Consider the following 15,059-nt stretch of genomic DNA (forward strand, 5'->3'; position numbering starts at 1 on the left):
CCGCCGGGGCACCGCCCATACGCACGCCGCCGGCCCGTGACCGGAAGCCCGGTCACCAGCTGGCACGCACCATCCGGCCCCGCCGCCACGTGAGCCGGCTGACGTCCTCGGCGAGCCGGAGTGCGGGAAAGCGGCGCGACAGGGTGCCGACCGCCACCCGCAGTTCCGCCTTGGCCAGCTGTGCCGCGACGCAGAAGCGCAGGCCGAAGCCGAAAGCGAGGCGGGGGTCGGGGCGGCGCGACCCGCGCGTCGCGGTCCGCCGAGCCTGGATCAACTCGGGTCCGCGCGGCGCGCTTCCAGCTCCTCAAGGGCCTTGGTCAGGGCAGGCGTCGGTGCGAGATCACAGGCGGCGCGGAGGGCGGCCGTCAGAAAAGTGATCCAGACGTTGACCAGCGCTTCGATGGTGAAGGGACGACCGCCCCTGAGCCAGAGGAGGGCCGTTTCATCGCAGGCGGCGCCGTATCCCCGCATGGACAGCTGGAGCGCCGGCTCGTCGGCGTCGAGGCCGAGCAACTCGCAGATCGCACGGACTCCCTCCCGGCGCGTCGCCTCGAAGGACTCCCAGGCCAGGTCGCCGGTGTCGCCATGACGGAGAACCAGGTTCACCGCGGCGCCCTCGTTCTCGGCCAGGAAACGCAGATGGGCGGCGAGATGCCGACGCAGACGTTCGCCGGCCGGCCCGTGGTGGCTCATCTCCGTGGCGGCGCGAAGGCGGCGGTCGACCTCGCGCACGGCCTCCGCGTAGAGGCTCTCCTTGCCGTTGAAGTGGTGGGAGAGAAGGCCGTGGGCGACCCCGGCCGAGCGGGCGATGTCCCCGACGGTCACCTCGGCGTACGGGCGCTGGGAGAAGTTCGTCAACGCGGCACGCAGCAACTTCTGGCGGGTCTCCTGGGCTGCCAGTTGCCGCCGGGTCGGCGGCTTGCCTGTGACGGGCTGGCGCACTCCCGCTCCTTCCCGACGTGGCCGACTTGTCCCGCCTCAGCGTATTCCAAAGGCCATCCGTCGCGGCACGGCCGGGCGTGGCGACCGAGCTGCGGCCACTTTGGCCGGTTTGGTTGATTGACATTCAATGACTCCCAGTCAACGATATGGCGAGGCGTGTCCGTCCGACGAGAGGACGGAGGGAACGGGGGCCCCGAGGCGGCGCGAGCGCTTCCGAAGGGACTTGCCCGGCGGAAGGGCCGCTGCGGGCTTCCCTCTCCGCACGGCGCGGCAACCCCCTGAGCGCGCCGCGCTTCGCCCGTCCACGACACCGCGGGAAAGGATCACAGCATGGCTCACCACCTGCCGCTCCCGGACAAGGACGACCCGGTATGGACAGCTGCCAACGGGTTCATCGTCCGCAAGGACGGGGGCGTCGTCCGGCTCACCGGACATGAGACGTTCGCGGTCAAGGTCACGGGAGAACAGACCGACGGCGCCTTCGCCTTCATGGACGGTCTCATCGAGCCCGGCCACGGCAACGTCCCCCACATCCACTCGAAGGAGGATGAGGCCTTCTACGTGGCGTCCGGAGAGTTCGAGTTCATCAACGGGAACGAGAAGATCGCAGCCGGCGCGGGCGACTTCGTGTACATCCCCAAGGGCACGCGCCACGGCTTCAGGAACACCGGCTCGGAGCCGGCCAGGCTCCTCGTCTTCTACACGCCCGCCGGGCCCGAGTCCTTCTTCCTGGCATTCGGCGAGACGGAACGCGATCCGGAGCCCTGGCCGGACGAGAAGTTCGGCGAACTGGTGGACATTCTGGGCGCCCACAACATGGTGCTGCTCCCGGCCGACCACGACTGGGACTGAGCCGCGACGGACACCCGGTCCACGCGCCGCGGGTGAGGTCGGCTCGTCCGAGTGTGTGGCGTCCCGGAGCACCGCCGCGCTGATCCACCCGCCCCGCAGCCCGGCGGACAGCCAGGCCATCAGACCGCCGACTGCCCCGGATAGAAGGGCCGTTCAGCCAGCGACTGCACAACGCCCGAACCGCTGTACAGCTCCCCGATCCGAAAGCCACACGAACCCGAGCGGCAACATCTCCTCTCTCCTTTCCCCCGGCACAACCGACGACCCTGCCGACATCCGTCACCGCCGGGGGAGCACAGAAGCCCCACCACCTGGCCGACGGTCTATCCCGCCCTCCCCCGATGCACCGGGCGGCCGGGAACGGGCTGTCGGAGGTGCTGCACGGGCCAGTGGCGGACGCCGAGCCCGTCGCAATACGGGTTTCTGGCGCGCACATGCCCGTAGCGTGGCAGCCGGCCCCTGGTCGCCCGGACGGCGGGGGCCTTGGCGTCTCGCGACGGAGACGACAGCGGGGGACGGTAGGCAGGGGAGTCATGTCCGACGCAGACACCAGCGGCTCAACGACCGACGGCCCTCTCACGACGCACCGGATCGACATCGGCGGCAGCACCACCGGCCCCGTGGTCGCGGGCGACCACAACGTGGTCGTGGACGCACAGCACGGCTCGCGGGTGACCGTGGTGATGGGGCCCGAACGGCCTCGCCCCCGGCGACGACAGCAGGTCGCGCTGCTGCCCCGGTCCATAACGCGTCCGGTGGGACGGGAGAACGAGACGCGGACGCTGGCGGCGGCAGTCCGCGCCGGTGGGCCGGCCCAGCTGTGGGGGCCGCCCGGGATCGGTAAGACCACGCTGTTGCGCCACGCGGCGCTGGTGTTGCCGCCCGGGCCGGACGGGGTGGTGTTCCTGGGCGGCGCCCACCGGGACATCGGGGACCTCGCCCAGGAGCTCTTCGAAGCCTGCTACGAGGGTCCCGGATACGCACCGACCCGGACCGAGCTGCGGCGGCTGATGACCGACGTGCGGGTGACCGTCTACGTGGACGACGTCGATCTGTCCTCCGATCAGCTGCTGGAGCTGATGGACGCGGCACCCGGCGCCACGTTCGTCGTCGCCGGCGCCGAACGGTCGCTGTGGGGCGACGGCACGGCGCTGCAACTGGGCGGCCTGACACCGGCCGCAGGTCTTGAGCTGCTGGCCCGGGAGTTGGGCGGCGCGCTGCCGGAGGGGGAACGCGAAGTGGCCGACGCGCTGTGCCGGGTCGCGTCCGGCCGGCCGCTGCCGCTGCTTCGTGCGGCAGCGGTGGCGGTGGAGTCCGCCTCGGCGGGTGGCGGCAGGCTGCCGCGCCCCGGCGAGGTCGCGGCCCTGCTCCCGATGCTGCTCGACCACCTGGCGTCTGACGCGGCGGTCATGCGAGTGCTTCACCTGCTGGCGACCCTCGACGGGGCCGAGGTGGCACCCGCGCACGTCGGGGCTTTGACGGAAGAGGCGGAGCCCGAGGCTGTGTGTGACCGCCTGGTGCGTCTGGGCTTGGCAGGGGCAGGTCAGTACGGCTATCGCGCCGTCGCCGACACCCTGCCAGAGCTGCGCCGTCGTTTCCCAGCTCCGTTCTCGGCCGAGCGACTGTGTGACCACTTCATCCGGTGGGGAGCGCTGGGGACGACCACACCGGTGGAATTGGCGGTTCACGGCGGGGTGCTCGAAAAGGTGGCCGAGCTGGCCGAGTCGGCCAGGCGCCCGGAGCTGGCGGTGCGGCTCGCGCGGGCCACGACGCCGGGGTTGGCCCGCTCCCTGCGGTTCGGTGCGTGGGGGCGACTGATCGGCCGCGGCTGGCAAGCCTCCCGCGCTGCCGGTGACCGGCGGGCCGAGGCGTACTTCCTCCACGAGGAGGCCGTGCGGGCCCTGTTGATCGGCAGGCGGGCCGCTTACACGGCGCTGCTCGCGCAGTCGGCGTGGCTCGGATACGAGTTGGGCGCGGAAGACGGCGGGAACACGGCCGCCACGGGCGACGACTCAGGCACCGGGCACCTGGGGGGACCCGGCGGCGAGGCAGGGGCCGACACGGGTCCTGGGCGTTCCGATTTCGATGTCGACCGCTACATGGGGGACAACGGCTTCGGGCCCGCTGCCCCCAGCGCTCCCGACGGCCACGGCTTTGCGGCCCAGCCGTCCGGGCCGGTCGGCGGCGAAGGCCCCTGGGGCGGCGCCACCGTCGACGGCGGGACAGCCGACGGCGCGGACTTCTTCCCCGTGCAGTCGAACAGCGCCGTCGAAGGCTCCTGGGGCGGCGGGGCGAACGCCCCGTCCAGCGGTACAGCCGCCGGGGCAGGGGCCGGGGCCGGGGCGGGGGCAGGGACGGGCGTGAACGCGGCAGCCGCAGCCGTTGTCTCCCTGATCGTCGGCTGCGCGCTCTTCGTCGGTCTGGGCTACGCCATCAGCGCGGCTACCGGCGACGACGAAAGAACGCCGTCCGAAATCGCGCAAGACGACGCGGTGCCGATCCCGACATTCACGTTCTCCCTCCCGGACGAGCCGACGGACACCCCGACCGAATCGGCTCCGACGAGTCCGCCGGGGTGCGACCAGCGGGGCGACGCGCATTCCGCCTACAGCGAGGCGATGTCCGAGGCCCCGCTCACGAATCCCGGTCACGATCAAGCGTGGGCCGGCGCCACGCACCAGCTCGCCGATGACCTGGCGGCAGCGGCCCGAGCGGCGACCGATCCGGCGATCCAGGCCGCGATCCAGGAGGAGTCCTCCGACCAAGCCGCCCTCGCGACCGCGATCACCAATGATGATGCCGCGGCCGTGAGCACGTACAACCAGGAGGTGTACGACGACGGGGGTGTGGTGATCGACCTCTGCTACGGGTGAAGACCCCGGTCCAGCGTCCCGTCCTCGGAGAGCCCATGTGAACCCAGCCCGTGGTGACGGACGAGGTGGGCTGCGCATCCGCGCGGAATCCGGACCGGGCAACCGGCACATCGGCTGACCGCGTTCCCACCTGTCCGAGGGATACCAGGACACGCCCTGCATGCTCGACCTCGCGCGACGCGGTGACCGGCACGGTGTGGAAGGTCAGCTGACGGTGCACCACAGCGACCACAGGTCCACCGGCGTCCTTCTCGGCTGCTCAGAGTCGTCCAGGGAGCAGCCCGCGCGTGCGGGGAGCAGATCGCCTGGCGGACGATGTCCGCGACGGCCAAGCTGCTCCCCGCACATGCGGAGTCACACAACTCGGGGCAGCCCATAAGGCAAGGGATCACCATCAGCTGCCGAACTTCAGTCAGGCAGACCCAAGCCGGTCGGACGCGGGCGTCGACAGAGGGGAGGGAAGGGGCGGGGTCAGGCGGGGTGCGAGCTGATCAGTATGCCGATCTTGTCTATTCGGTGTTCCGGGTTGTCGAATTCGTCGGACCAGAAGTTCCCGACGGCGTGGTCCTCCTGGGTGGCGCACGTTGAAAGGGTGATCACGGCCTCGTCAGGGGTGCGCCCGGGATAGCCGGGGACGGCGGCTCGTTGCTCCGCCAGGGACTGCTCCGAACGGAACGACGTCCGCCTGGTCTCATACACCTCGTACACGAAGACGCGCTCCTCGGTGGCCACTTCGACTCGTGCGCCGTTCTCGAGGTCGGGTATCGAGAAGAACGGTGCCCCGGCCGAGTTCCGATGCGCCGTCACCTGGTAGTTGCCGATCCCTCCCGGCCCGACTCCTCCGGACGGGCCGTGCGGGCTGGCCGCTATGCCGCGGTCCTGTATCACCGTTCCCGGACCGTCGTCGGTCTGCCCCTGATAGGGCTGGATGCGCAGGCGCTCGATATCGATGTCCGGAATCGTCAGGTAGGCCTCCTGCGGGCGGCCGTCGCCGGCGGGCGGCGCTTCGGCCTCGCCGCTCGGGTCCTCGCTGGGAGCCGGCGTCTCGTCGGCGGCATCGTCGGAAGGCGGGGGTTCCTCCGCAGGGCTCGGGTCCTGGCTGGGGGCCGGCGCCTCGGCGGCGATATCGCTGGAGCCCTGTCGGTTGTCCGACGCGGACGGGGTCTCGTCGTTGCTTAAGGTGCATCCGCCGATGGTCATGAGGAGGGTGGTCAGTCCGGCGACGCATAAGGTGGTGAGGCTGCGCGGACGCTTGGCAACGGGCTCTGGTGCGTGGGGTTTGTGTCTTGTCCACATGATGCTGCTCGTTTCGGGTCGGGATCGCCAGGAGACGACGGGACACGGGTATGGAGGCGCCGAGCACCGCCGTCGGCGGCTGCGGGCGCCGGTCGCGGGGCGACGGGCCTGTGAGGGCGGCGGTCAGGTCAGGCCGCGTTGGAGGAACGCGACGCTGTCTGCCATGGGCTGGACGGACTGCGGTTCGAAGGCGTGGCGCTCCTCGCGGTATCGGCTGGACGGTACGGCGCACGAACTCACGCGACGGGCATGGCTCGTTGCGGGTGCCCCGGATCGTCAAGACGGACACGGTGACGCTGTCACAGTACGGTCGGGTCGGCACGGCTCGCCAGGCCACGGAGCTTTCGCCGGGTCTGCCGTGGCGGCTCACGCAGCTCCGGAGTGGACATCTCATCACGGCGCACTGCGCACTGCCGCCCGACGGCGACCGTATCCACGCCGACACCCGCCTGCCCTCCGGCGGCACCGGCGCCCGGGGGCCGGTTCGTACACTGACAAGGGTGGAGGACCATTCGACCACCATGATCGAGGCACGTCCGGCCCCCGCCTTGCGGCGGTACGTCGGCTCGTATGCCGGTTTCGACCTTCGCGGGTTCCCGGCGGGGGTGCACTGCGGGCCGCCGGGGCGCATGCTCACCGCGGTGATCAGCCTGTCCGACCCGTTGGAGGTCGCCGCGGGCGTGGACGACGGGTCGCCGGTCACCCGGTTCGGCAGCGTGGCCGGTGGTCTGATGTGCCGGTCCGTCGCGATCCACCATGACGGACGCCAGCAAGGCGTGCAGGTGTCGCTGACACCGCTCGGGGCCCGGGCCGTCTACGGCGTGCCCGCCGCCGGGCTCGCCCACCGGCTGGTGCCGCTCGACGAGCTTCTCGGAGCGCTCGGCACCGAACTGGTCGACCGGCTCCGGGCGGTGACGGCCTGGGCCGCGCGGTTCGCCGTGCTGGACGAGCTGCTCCTGCGAGCCGTCCGCCGCGGCGCCGGCGGCGACCCCCTGTCCGGGGTCCGCCCCGAGGTGGCCGAGGCCTGGCGCCTCCTCGTCGCCGCGCGGGGACGCGTCCAGGTCGGGGCGGTGGCCGCGGAACTGGGCTGGAGCCGCCGGTACCTCACCGACCGGTTCCGCGATGAGGTGGGCCTGTCGCCGAAGACCTTCGCCCGAGTCCTGCGCTTCGAGCACGCGCACGAACTGGCGACGGCGCACGACCCGCTCCCGTGGGCCGAGGTGGCGACCGTCTCCGGCTACGCCGACCAGGCCCATCTCGTGCGCGACTGGCGCGAGTTCACGGGCCGGTCGCCCACGGTCTGGCGTCGGGGCGAAGTCCTCCTCAAGGCCGGGTAACCGCCCGCCGTGTCGGCTTCCGTTCCCTTTCCTTCAAGACCGCCCGGGCGCTGACCTGTGACGATCACCGGCATGAGACTTGTCGACCACGAACGCAACGCCATCGACCTGCGGACCACCCCCGTGCACCTCGGGCTGGGATCGAGCGCGAGACCCATCGAGGGCTTCGCCTGGGACCCGGAGGTGCTCCAGGCCTACAGTGCCGCCGTCGCCGCGGACGGCGCCGAGGGCCGGATGGTGACGGTCATCGACGACGACGGCCCCGGCGACCACTGGGAGCGCCACCCCTCCGGCGAGGAAATGGTCGTCTGCCTCAGCGGGTCGGTGACGGTCACCCGTGACGTGGACGGGGTGACCGACCGCGTCGTGCTGGGGCCGGGCGAAGCCACCGTCAACCCGGCCGGGGCATGGCACGCGGTCGACATGGCGGGGCCGGGGACCATCCTGACCATCACCCCCGGCCTCGGCACCGAGCACCGTCCCCGGACCGGCACCGGCCCGACCGACCACGCCGGTACGCCCGGCCCCCAGACGCCGTGACGACACGCGTCGCCTGCCTCGGCGACAGCCTCACCCGCGCGCAGATCAGCACCGACTACCTGGGCCTCGTCGAACGGCGCCACCCTCCGGGCGAGGTGCGGCTCGCCCGCTTCGGCGGCAACGGCGACTTCGCCTACAACCTCCTGCGGCGCCTCGATGCCGTCGTCGCGGACCCACCCGACGTGATCACCGTGCTGATCGGGACCAACGACGCCCGGGCGAGCCTCGCCGGCTACCCCGTCGAGCAGGCCATGAAGCGCAAACAGCTCCCCCAGCGCCCGTCGGACGGCTGGTTCCAGCAGTGCCTGGGAACCATCGTCGAACGGCTGCGCGCGGAGACCGACGCGACGATCGGTCTGCTGTCGCTCCCGGTCCTCGGCCAGCGACTCGACGGAGCGGCGGCGCAGGCATCGCAGGCGTACAGCCGGTTGATCGCCGAGGTCGCCACCGCCAACGCGGCGGCCTACCTCCCGCTCCACGAACGCCAGGTCGAGGAGCTGCGCCGAGCGGACCCGTCGCCGGTCCCCTACCGGGAGCCGACGCCCGCAGCGGGCCTCGGCGTCTTCATCCGACACGCCGTGCTCCGCCGCAGCCTGGACACGATCTCGCGCCGCCGGGGTCTCGTGCTGACGACCGACCACATCCACCAGAACAGCCGCGGTGCGGCCCTCGTCGCCGAGGTCATCGACACCTGGCTGCCGACCGGGAGCGCATAGCCGGTTCCGAGGCCCCTTGCGGCTGTGCGCCGTTCCTCTCCCTGTCGGGGGAGGCAACGACGACCGGCCGTCTCGAAGACTCTCGGCTGCCACGACAAAACCACCACGCCCAAGGCACCGGCACCAGGAGCGCCGGACTCACCGCACGGGCCGGGTCGCCCTTCAGGCACGACCCGGCCCGTGCGCCTCGGGCGGCCGCCGCTGCCGACAGCCATCGGCCCATTTCCCCATCGAGCACATCGGCGTGAGCGACAAACCCTGGCGCTCGTCGGCCGGGGCGGAAGCACGCTGCGCAGGGAGGTCCGCGGTCGCGGCGTAGGCCGTGGCCGGACCTAGGAGAGTTCCTTGCGCATCAGCGTGCACATCGTTTCGTAGCGGTGCAGCGATCCATCCGGGGCTTGCTCGTCCCACGAGTCGGGCCGGCGGTCGTACGCGACATAGCCCAGTCGTTCGTACAGCGCCCGGGCCCGGGGGTTGTTCTCCTCCACGCCGAGTTCGGCCTGCCGCAGACCGCGGTTCCTGATCCGGAGTTCCGCGGCTCCGACGAGGAAGGTGCCGATCCCGCACGACTGCAATGCCGGATGGACGGCCAGCTGCCACAGGGTGCCGACGCCCTCCTTGACCCGGTAGTCGACGCCCCCCTTCGCCACGGGAATGTCCGTCGCAGGGCAGACCGCGAGGTAGTCGACCTCGCCGAGCCGGGCACGCTCCAGCTGCGTCGCGACGCCGGCCAAGTGGAGCGCGGACCCCGACCATCCGCACGACACGAGGTCCGCGTGCACGAAATCGCGTGCCGACAGCTTCACCACCACGTTGGTCACCTTCACCGCCTCCGGCCAGCCAGCCTCCATTCCAGGCGTGCGGGACGCAAGGCCGTTTCCCGTCCGTGCGGCCGCCGACGCGATCCTGTGCGGCGCATGGACATGACATCGCAGGCGTGCTGTCATACCAAGAACGCACATTTACGCGTTCGAAACAAACATCAATCGTCGCCCTCACACATGCGTGACGCGTCTCCCCCTCTTTGGAGAGTCCCATGCCACTGAACCGGCGTGAGTTCGCCTCGCTGGCCGCGCTGGTCGCGGCAGGGGTCGCGGGGTTACCCCCGGCGCTCGCGGCCCCCGCCGCCGCCGCGTCTGTCCGCCTCCCGCCCGCACCCGGCGGCCGGTACCACCCGAACGCCGCCCCGCTCGGACCCACTTCCCTCCTGAGGCTGCCGCCGGCCGCCGTCACCGCCCGCGGGTGGCTGGCCGAGCAGCTCAGGCTCCAGCTGGAAGGGCTGTGCGGGCGGCTCGACGAGGCGTCGCACTTCCTCGACTTCACCACGTCCGGCTGGGTGCACCCCGACCGCGGCGGCTGGGAGGAGGTCCCGTACTGGCTGCGCGGATACGTCGACCTCGCCATCGCCACACGCGACCCCGACGCGCTCGCCACCTCCCGCCGCTGGCTCGACGCGATCCTCGCCACCCAGCGCTCCGACGGCTCGTTCGGGCCCGCCGCGCTGCGCACCTCGCTCGGCGGCGGCCCGGACTTCTGGCCCTTCCTGCCGCTGCTCCAGGCCCTGCGCTCCTGGCAGGAGCACACGGATGACACCCGTATCGTCCCGTTCCTGACCCGCTTCCTGCGCTACATGAACGCGCAGGGCGCCTCCGCGTTCAACCAGAGCTGGGTGTCGCTGCGCTGGGGCGACGGACTCGACTCCGTCGTCTGGCTCTACAACCGGACGGGCGAGTCCTTCCTGCTCGACCTGTACGACAAGATCCACCGCTACGGGGCCGACTGGACCGGCGCCCTCCCCAACAAGCACAACGTCAACATCGCCCAGGGCTTCCGCGAGCCCGCCCAGTTCGCGCTGCGCTCCGGTGCTGCGGCCGACACACAGGCCACGTACACCACGTACGGCGATGTCATGCGGCGCTACGGCCAGTTCCCGGGCGGGGGATTCGCGGGCGACGAGAACATCCGCGACGCCCACACCGACCCGCGCCAGGGCTTCGAGACCTGCGGGGTCGTGGAGTTCATGGCCAGTCACGAGCTGCTCACCCGGCTCACCGGCGACCCCGTGTGGGCCGACCGCTGCGAGGAGCTGGCGTTCAACCTGCTGCCTCCCTCGCTCGATCCGCAGGGCAAGGCCGTCCACTACATCACCAGCGCGAACAGCGTCGATCTGGACAACGTGCCCAAGTCGATGGGGCAGTTCCAGAACGGCTTCGCCATGCAGTCGTACCGCGCGGGCGTCGATCAGTACCGCTGCTGCCCGCACAACTACGGAATGGGATGGCCCTGGTTCACGCAGGAACTGTGGGCCGCGACCCCTGACAACGGGCTGTGCGCCGCGATGTACGCGCCCTGCTCGGTGACGGCGGAGGTGGCGGACGGTGTGCAGGTCACCGTCCGCGAGGACACCGACTACCCCTTCGGCGACACGGTCACCCTCACCGTCTCGCTCCCCCAGCCCACCGCGTTCCCGCTGGTCCTGCGCATCCCCGGCTGGTGCGACGCGCCCGCGCTCACCGTCGCCGGGCAGCCCGTCACCGCCCCCGCCGGACCGGCCTTCACGACCGTGCGCCGCACGTGGAACAACGGCGACACCGTCGTCCTGCGGCTCCCGCAGCGCATCACGGTCCGCGCCTGGGCGGACAACGGCAACCCCGTCACGGTCGGCCGCGGCCCGCTGAGCTACTCCCTGCGGATCGGCGAGCGGTACGAGCGCACCGGCGGCAGCGACACGTTCCCCGAGTACGACGTGCACGCCGACAGCCCGTGGAACTACGGCCTCGCGCTGGACCCCGCGGACCTGACAGCGGGCCTGGCCTTCAGCGCGACGGGCGGCGCCCTGCCGGCCAACCCGTTCACGCAGGGCACCGTTCCGTACCGGATCACCGCACCGGCGCGGCGGATCGCGGAATGGCGGGCGGACAGCCAGAACGTCGTCGACCCCCTCCAGCAGAGCCCCGCGCGCTCGACCGCGCCCGTCGAGACCGTCACCCTCGTCCCGCTCGGCGCGGCCAGGCTGCGGATCTCCGCGTTCCCGCTCGCCTCGCCGACGGGGAGGCCGTGGTCGGCCCCCGGCGCCGCCTTCCGCATCGGCAACCGGACCAGCGGCAAGGTCCTCGGGGTCGACGGGATGTCCACGGCGGACAGCGCCCAGGTCGTGCAGTTCGGCGACACCGGCACCGCCGACCACCTCTGGCAGCTGCTGGACAACGGCGACGGGTGGTACCGGGTGCGCAACGTCCACTCCGGCAAGGTACTGGCCGTGGACCGTATGTCCCAGGCGGACGACGCGCGGGTCGTGCAGTTCGGCGACACCGGCACCGCCGACCACCTCTGGCAGGTGGTGGACGACGGGGAGGGCTGGTTCCGGCTGCGCAACCGCAACAGCGGGAAGGTCCTGGCCGTGCTCGGCGACTCCGGCGCGGACAGCGTCCCGGTCGTGCAGTTCAGCGACAACGGGAACCTCGCTCACCGGTGGCGCTGGCTGCCCGACGGCGAGGTGCGGATACAGAACCGGCACTCGGGCAAGGTCCTCGGCGTCGACGGGATGTCCCAGGCCGACAGCGCGCAGGTCGTGCAGTTCGGCGACACCGGGACGGCGGACCACCGGTGGACGTTCCTGCCGGACGCGGACGGCTGGTACCGCATCCGCAACAAGCATTCGGGCAAGGTGCTGGGCGTGGACGGGATGTCCCAGGCGGACAGCGCGCGCGTCGTCCAGTTCACCGACAACGGGACCCCCGATCACCAGTGGCGGCTCGTCCACGACGGGGCCGGATACTTCCGCGTCCTCAACCGGCATTCGGGCAAGGTGCTCGGCGTGGACGGGATGTCGCAGGCCGACAGCGCACGCGTCGTCCAGTTCACCGACAACGGAACGGCGGACCACCTGTGGCGCCTGCTGTGACGCCGTGACTGCCACCGGAGGAGCGGCGCCGGCGCCCGGGCCGCGGCCTCGACGCGCAGGTCCTCCGCGACGGCCACGGCCTCCGTGGCCGTCGCGCGGCGGGACCGGCGGCCCGGGAGGGGTCACAGCATCCGGTCGACCAGCCCGTCGACGTAGTCCGGGGTGAGCGGGCCCATCCCGAACAGGACGCGGATGTACATCGGGGCCAGGATGTGGTCCAGCACCTCGAACGCGTCGGGCGCGTCCTCGCCGCGTTCGCGGGCGCGGTCGAGCATGGACTGGAGTTGCCGGGTGCGTTCGGCGCGCAGGGCCTCGCGGGCCTGCGCGCCCTGCTGACCGCTGCCGGCCAGCGCGATGGCGAGGTGCAGCACCGCGGGACCGTCGGGTCCGGTGATCTCGCGGGCCACCTGGGCCGCGTACGTGTGCAGGTCGCCGGAGAGGGTGCCGGTGTCGGGCATCGGCGAACGGGCGTTGAGGCGGGTGAGCGCCACCTCGCCGAGCAGGGCCTCCAGGTTGCCCCACCGGCGGTAGACGCTGCTGTCGGCCACGCCCGCGCGGGCCGCCACCTCGCCGACCGTGAAGTTGCCGTAGCCGCGCTCGCTGATCAGCTCGGTGACGGCCTGGTGCACCTGCGTGCCGACGCGGGCGCTGCGCCCACCGGGCCGCCGGGCCCGCTCCTTCTCGTTCACGCCCCCCACCTTAACGCAGTCAGAGCTTGCGTTTGTGAGGCGAGGTCTCTACAGTCGCCTAACGCAGCAAACGACTGCTTTAAGAGTTCGGGCGCACCACCGGTCGCGCCCGATGACCGGGAGGAATGCCCATGCCGGCTTCGCCCGCGGCCGTAGGCGGCCGTCCGCACCGGGCCGTGCTGCTCACGGTGACGTGCCTGGGCCAGTTCATGGTCCTGCTGGACAACACGATCGTCGGGGCGGCACTGCCCGACATGCAGCACCGGCTGCACACCGAACTGACCGGTCTGCAATGGATCGTCGACGCGTATGTGCTGCTGGTCGCCATGCTGCTGCTGTCCGGCGGTGTCTTCGCCGACCGGTTCGGCCGCAAGCGGGTCTACCTGACGGGCGTGGCGGTGTTCACCGCCGCGTCGGTGCTGTGCTGCCTCGCACCCTCGCTCGGCTGGCTGGTCGCCGGCCGGGTGCTGCAGGGCATCGGTGCCGCGGCGCTGAGCCCGGCCTCGCTCGCGCTGCTCGTCGCCGCCCATCCGGTGCCGCAGGAGCGCGTGAGGGCGATCGGGCTGTGGGCCGGACTCAGCGGAATCGGTCTGGCCGCGGGGCCCGTGGCCGGCGGTGCGCTGACGGACGCTTTCGGCTGGCCCGCCATCTTCCTGGTCAACCTGCCCATCGGCGCGGCCCTCCTGCTGCTCGGTCTGCGATACCTCGAAGAGACCCGCAATCCCGGCGCCGCCGCGATCGACGTTCCGGGCACGGTGCTGTCCGTCCTGGGCGTGGGGACGATGACGTACGGGCTGATCGAGGGCGGCGCACGCGGCTGGACGTCGCCGCCGATCCTGGGCAGCTTCGCCGCCGCGGTGCTGCTCCTCGCGGCCTTCGTCGCCGTCGAGGCGCGCCGCCCGGCGCCGATGCTGCCGCCGCGGCTGTTCCGGCAGCGCCTGTTCACCGTGTCCAACACCGCCATGGTGGTGGTCGGGTTCGCGCTCATGGGCTCGTCGTTCTTCTTCTCCCAGTTCTTCGTGTATGTCCAGGGCAGCTCAGTCCTGCGCGCCGGTCTGCAGACCCTTCCGATGTCCCTCGCCATGGTGCTCGTCAGCCCGTACGCGGGCCGGCTGGCCGCCCGGTACGGCTTCCGCGGCGTGGTCACCGCGGGCCTGGCCCTGGCGGGCCTGGGCCTGCTGGCGCTCGGCACCGTGCACGCCGACACCGGCTACGGGGACGTGTGGTGGCGGCTGGCGGTCGTCGGCACCGGCTTCGCCCTGACCATGTCCCCGCTGACGGGGGCCGCCATCCAGGCAGTCGGCCCGCAGGAGGGCGGCCTCGCCTCGGGCGTCAGCAGCACCACCCGGCAGATCGGCGCGGTGCTCGGTGTGGCGGTGCTCGGAGCCGTCGTCCGCGCCCGGCAGGCCGACGGCGCCTCCTTCGGGGCCGCCCTCGACGACGCCTTCCTCGCGGCCGGGGCCGTCACCCTGGCCACCGCCGTGGTCACCGGCCTGTGGCTGGCAAGGTCCAAGCCCGCGGAAGGCCCCACGGCCCCGCGACGGGCCACCGGCCCAGGTGCGGTCACCTCGGTGAACGAGGCACCCGCGAGCGGCCCGAACCAGTCAGCAGCCCTCTGACGGAGGCGTTGCGTCGCGTGCTCCGGGGTTGCCCGGACCTCACCCGGCGAGGTGGGCGAGCCAGCGTGCGGTCGTGGCGGCGGCCGCGAGGGAGCCGCCCTGTGCCTGTTCGACGATCAGCGGCATGGCGGCCGAGATCTCCCCTGGCGTCCAGGGTGTCCCGGGGCCCGCCGGGTCCAGCAGGACGTCGACCGCCGCCGACACCTGTTCCAGCCGCACCCTGCCCAGTCCGCCCACCACGACCGCGATGTCCGCCATGGCGGAAGGATCGCACGGCGGGGGACGGCGCGG

General features: G+C 72.0%; 13 protein-coding genes. 7 read left to right on the forward strand and 6 right to left on the reverse strand.

The window, feature by feature from the left end; genetic code table 11:
* Positions 1-52: 52 nt before the first annotated feature.
* Together ACIBPC_RS25990 and ACIBPC_RS25995 are read right to left on the reverse strand one after the other, a co-directional pair.
* Entirely contained in the window at positions 53-274 is a 222-nt protein-coding gene (locus tag ACIBPC_RS25990; RefSeq protein ID WP_398847948.1) for a hypothetical protein, read from the reverse strand.
* A complete protein-coding gene (locus ACIBPC_RS25995) occupies positions 271-942 on the reverse strand; it encodes a TetR/AcrR family transcriptional regulator (RefSeq protein ID WP_398847950.1) in 672 nt (223 codons plus the stop codon). Before ACIBPC_RS25995 ends, ACIBPC_RS25990 begins: the two co-directional genes overlap by 4 nt.
* A gap of 330 nt (positions 943-1,272) precedes the next feature.
* Between ACIBPC_RS25995 and ACIBPC_RS26000 the strand changes: the two genes are divergently transcribed.
* Together ACIBPC_RS26000 and ACIBPC_RS26005 are read left to right on the forward strand one after the other, a co-directional pair.
* Positions 1,273-1,794, forward strand: coding sequence for a cupin domain-containing protein (locus ACIBPC_RS26000; RefSeq protein ID WP_398847952.1), 522 nt, complete (start codon positions 1,273-1,275; stop codon positions 1,792-1,794).
* Between the two features lie 533 nt (positions 1,795-2,327).
* Positions 2,328-4,667, forward strand: a complete 2,340-nt coding sequence (locus ACIBPC_RS26005; RefSeq protein ID WP_398847953.1) for an ATP-binding protein — start codon at positions 2,328-2,330, stop codon at positions 4,665-4,667.
* Positions 4,668-5,138: 471 nt separating this feature from the next.
* Here ACIBPC_RS26005 and ACIBPC_RS26010 read toward each other — a convergent pair whose 3' ends face one another.
* Complete coding sequence (locus ACIBPC_RS26010) at positions 5,139-5,867, reverse strand: sortase domain-bontaining protein (protein ID WP_398847955.1); 729 nt, start codon at positions 5,865-5,867, stop codon at positions 5,139-5,141.
* Between the two features lie 596 nt (positions 5,868-6,463).
* Here ACIBPC_RS26010 and ACIBPC_RS26015 point away from each other — a divergent pair.
* The 3 genes from ACIBPC_RS26015 to ACIBPC_RS26025 all read left to right on the forward strand — a co-directional run bounded on the left by ACIBPC_RS26015 (position 6,464) and on the right by ACIBPC_RS26025 (position 8,556).
* Positions 6,464-7,300 (forward strand): helix-turn-helix domain-containing protein, encoded by an 837-nt coding sequence (locus ACIBPC_RS26015; RefSeq protein ID WP_398847957.1) that lies wholly within the window; start codon positions 6,464-6,466, stop codon positions 7,298-7,300.
* A gap of 72 nt (positions 7,301-7,372) precedes the next feature.
* The gene (locus tag ACIBPC_RS26020; protein ID WP_398847958.1) at positions 7,373-7,840 is read left to right on the forward strand and encodes a cupin domain-containing protein; all 468 of its coding nucleotides are present in this window, start codon (positions 7,373-7,375) and stop codon (positions 7,838-7,840) included.
* Positions 7,837-8,556, forward strand: a complete 720-nt coding sequence (locus tag ACIBPC_RS26025; protein ID WP_398847960.1) for an SGNH/GDSL hydrolase family protein — start codon at positions 7,837-7,839, stop codon at positions 8,554-8,556. The genes ACIBPC_RS26020 and ACIBPC_RS26025 overlap by 4 nt, the downstream gene beginning before the upstream one ends.
* A 332-nt stretch (positions 8,557-8,888) precedes the next feature.
* Here ACIBPC_RS26025 and ACIBPC_RS26030 read toward each other — a convergent pair whose 3' ends face one another.
* Positions 8,889-9,407, reverse strand: coding sequence for a GNAT family N-acetyltransferase (locus ACIBPC_RS26030; RefSeq protein WP_398848059.1), 519 nt, complete (start codon positions 9,405-9,407; stop codon positions 8,889-8,891).
* Positions 9,408-9,592: 185 nt separating this feature from the next.
* Here ACIBPC_RS26030 and ACIBPC_RS26035 point away from each other — a divergent pair, with 185 nt between their 5' ends.
* Positions 9,593-12,460: an RICIN domain-containing protein gene (locus ACIBPC_RS26035; RefSeq protein WP_398847961.1), complete on the forward strand. Its 2,868-nt coding sequence runs from the start codon at positions 9,593-9,595 to the stop codon at positions 12,458-12,460.
* 122 nt (positions 12,461-12,582) lie between these two features.
* Here ACIBPC_RS26035 and ACIBPC_RS26040 read toward each other — a convergent pair whose 3' ends face one another.
* Positions 12,583-13,149 carry a TetR/AcrR family transcriptional regulator gene (locus tag ACIBPC_RS26040; RefSeq protein WP_398847963.1) on the reverse strand — a complete coding sequence of 189 codons (567 nt, stop codon included), beginning with the start codon at positions 13,147-13,149 and terminating at the stop codon, positions 12,583-12,585.
* A 131-nt stretch (positions 13,150-13,280) separates the two neighbouring features.
* On the opposite strand from ACIBPC_RS26040, the gene ACIBPC_RS26045 reads away from it, so the two are divergent.
* Entirely contained in the window at positions 13,281-14,768 is a 1,488-nt protein-coding gene (locus ACIBPC_RS26045) for an MFS transporter (RefSeq protein ID WP_398847964.1), read from the forward strand.
* Positions 14,769-14,807: 39 nt separating this feature from the next.
* Here the strand turns inward: ACIBPC_RS26045 and ACIBPC_RS26050 are convergent, their stop codons facing one another.
* A complete protein-coding gene (locus ACIBPC_RS26050; protein WP_398847966.1) occupies positions 14,808-15,026 on the reverse strand; it encodes a hypothetical protein in 219 nt (72 codons plus the stop codon).
* Positions 15,027-15,059 lie beyond the last annotated feature (33 nt).

This window comes from Streptomyces sp. NPDC049879 (assembly GCF_044461265.1).
In the GTDB taxonomy this organism is placed as follows: domain Bacteria; phylum Actinomycetota; class Actinomycetes; order Streptomycetales; family Streptomycetaceae; genus Streptomyces.